Raw genomic sequence first — 2,453 nt, forward strand, 5'->3', positions numbered from 1 at the left:
GTAAGCGGCCAGCGATCCCGTCTTGAAGCGCGAGGTTATTCGTTGGCCTGTTTCGGCTGCCATCGATGGGGCAGCAATGCGGCAATGTCGTTGGCCCTGTGCGTAGGCAGACGCGTGAGGATGTCCTTGAGATACGCGTGCGGGTCGTGCCCGTTAAGTTGCGCCGAGCGAATCAGGCTCGTGATCGCAGCACCACGCTGCCCCGCTCGCAGTGAACCCGCGAACAACCAGTTGGCCCGCCCGATGGCCCATGGGCGTATCTGGTTTTCAACCCAGTTGTTGTCGATGGGCACGCTCCCGTCGTCGAGATAGCGCGTGAGCGCCTCCCAACGCTTGAGGCTGTAGTCCAGGGCATTCGCAATGCCGGAACCTCCGGATACGAGTTTGCGCTGCGTGATCAGCCATTCGTGCAAGGCATCGCAAACCGGCCTAGCTCGTGACTGGCGAAGCCGGTATCGCTCATCCGCATCCAGTTCCGCTGCGTCACGCTCGATTTCGTAGAGCGCGGTGAAGAACGGCAGGGCGTGCCCTGCGACCTGGCTGCTGTGATTGGCGTGCAGCTCGAAGAACTTTCGACGTGCATGAGCCGCGCATCCGATCTCGATGATTCCCTGCCGGAATGACGCCTTGTAGCCGCCGTAGTCGTCGCACACCAGCTTGCCGTGCCAGCCATCGAGGAATGCGCGGGCATGCGCTCCCGCGCGACTGCCAGTGAAGTCGTAAACCACTGCGCGCAGTTTGCTGAACTGGCTGGTCGTATAAGCCCACAGATACGCACGGTGCGTCTTGCCCTTGCCGGGGCTGAGCATCTGCACTGGCGTTTCGTCGGCGTGCAGTACGCGTTGTTGCAGGATCTCCTGGCGCAGTGCGTCGACCAGTGGCTGAAGCTGCACGCCGCACACACCTACCCATGCGCCCAGCGTGGATCTCGGTATTGCGAGTCCTGCGCGGCTAAAGATCTGTTCCTGGCGGTACAGGGGAAGGTGGTCCGCATATTTGCTGACCAGCACCGATGCAAGCAGGCCCGTGGTCGGGATGCCCTTGTCGATGACGTGTGCGGGCACCGGCGCCTGGACCAGCGTCTCGCAGTTGCGGCATACCCATTTACCCCGGATATGCCGCTCCACCGTAAACACGCCCGGCGCATAGTCCAGCTTCTCGCTGATGTCCTCGCCGATGCGTACGCGCCCGCAGCCACAGCGACACACCGTGCTGTCAGGCTCGTGATGGATGTCGGTGCGCGGCAACTGCGGCGGCAAGGGTGTTCGTTTGGGCTGCTCACGATGCCGCTCAGCAGACGGAGGTTTGAGTTGTTCGAGCTCCATCTCGACGGCAGCGACGTCACCATCGAGGGCCTCCTCAAGCAGGCTCATCTGCTCGCTGTTGAGCTGTTCGCTACGTCGGCCGAACTGCTGCCGCTTGAGGATCGCGATCTCGTGCGACAGCTGGTCGATGCGGGTCTGCCGGTAATGCAGTTCCCGATCCCGCTCGCTGACCTCCCGGTCCTTCACCTGCACCTCGGCAATCAACTGCACTGCGAGGGCACGCAACTGTTCCGGACTGAGAGCGTCAAGATCGGCGGGCAGGTTCATGCGGACCAGTCTGCCAGAACCCCTCACACCGGTGAAGCGAAACTGTTTACGTCACGGTCATACGATGCGGATCACGCCGTCCTGCCCAATGCGCTGCCACGGCAGCCCGAGCACCAGGCCAGCCAGCTGTTCGTGCGTCAGCGCGCGCTGCTTCGGCTCGCTGCCCGCGTGCGGCCAGGAGAACTGGCCTTGATTCAGGCGTCGCGCTGCCAGCCAGATGCCGATCCCGTCATGAACGAGCACCTTCATGCGATTGGCCCGGCGATTGGCGAACAGATAGGCGTGGTGCGGATGCGCGGCGCCGAACACCTTGACCACGCGCGCCAGTGCCGTGTCGAAGCCCGCGCGCATGTCCAGCGGATCGACAGCCAGCCAGATCTCGTCGACCCGGATCACCGCAGCCACTCGCGCAGCCAGGCTGCACACTGGACTGCCTCCGAGATAGGCCAGCTTACCGTGACCGTCTGATCTCCCCGGCGGACTTCGATGCGGATCTCCGCCGAATGCGTGCTCCGGGTTTCCAGTGTAATCGGCACGAATGCCGGCGCGGCAGACGGCTGCAAATCTGCCGGACGACCCGGCAGCCCCTTCGGAAGCCTGCCTTCTGCCTGATCGATCCAGCGTCGCAGGAGGTTTGCGTTGAGCCTGTGTTCCAGCGCGACGGCTGCGACGGATACTCCGGTTCCATGGCAGGCAGCTACGACCCCGGCCTTGAACTCCTCGCTGTAGCGTCGCCGGCGTCGGCGTTCGGAGGGCGCGCCTTCTTCGAAGATAGTGTTCACGTGTCCGCTTATTCGTTAGGTGGACACGATACTCCCAAGACCTTTAGGGCATTTCAAGATGGGTTGCCCAGTCGCTTAC

The 2,453-nt window shown here is 63.1% G+C and carries 3 protein-coding genes; all 3 read right to left on the bottom strand.

Annotation, left to right across the window (positions count from 1 at the left end; genetic code table 11):
• Positions 1–35: 35 nt before the first annotated feature.
• From tnpC to tnpA, 3 genes are read right to left on the bottom strand one after another with little or no spacing between them, the layout of a single operon-like run.
• The gene (gene tnpC, locus SB764_RS37990; RefSeq protein WP_410866461.1) at positions 36–1,592 is read right to left on the bottom strand and encodes an IS66 family transposase; all 1,557 of its coding nucleotides are present in this window, start codon (positions 1,590–1,592) and stop codon (positions 36–38) included.
• A gap of 57 nt (positions 1,593–1,649) precedes the next feature.
• Complete coding sequence (gene tnpB, locus SB764_RS37995; RefSeq protein WP_183040330.1) at positions 1,650–1,997, bottom strand: IS66 family insertion sequence element accessory protein TnpB; 348 nt, start codon at positions 1,995–1,997, stop codon at positions 1,650–1,652.
• Positions 1,985–2,374, bottom strand: a complete 390-nt coding sequence (gene tnpA / locus SB764_RS38000) for an IS66-like element accessory protein TnpA (RefSeq protein WP_237181873.1) — start codon at positions 2,372–2,374, stop codon at positions 1,985–1,987. Before tnpA ends, tnpB begins: the two co-directional genes overlap by 13 nt.
• Between the last annotated feature and the right edge of the window lie 79 nt (positions 2,375–2,453).

This window comes from Paraburkholderia sp. SIMBA_027, from assembly GCF_046535315.1.
Classification (GTDB): Bacteria; Pseudomonadota; Gammaproteobacteria; order Burkholderiales; family Burkholderiaceae; genus Paraburkholderia; species Paraburkholderia tropica.

Coding starts and splice junctions, on each gene's coding strand:
- tnpC (WP_410866461.1), bottom strand. CDS start 1,592: ATGAACCTGCCCGCCGATCTTGACGCTCTCAGTCCGGAACAGTTGCGT.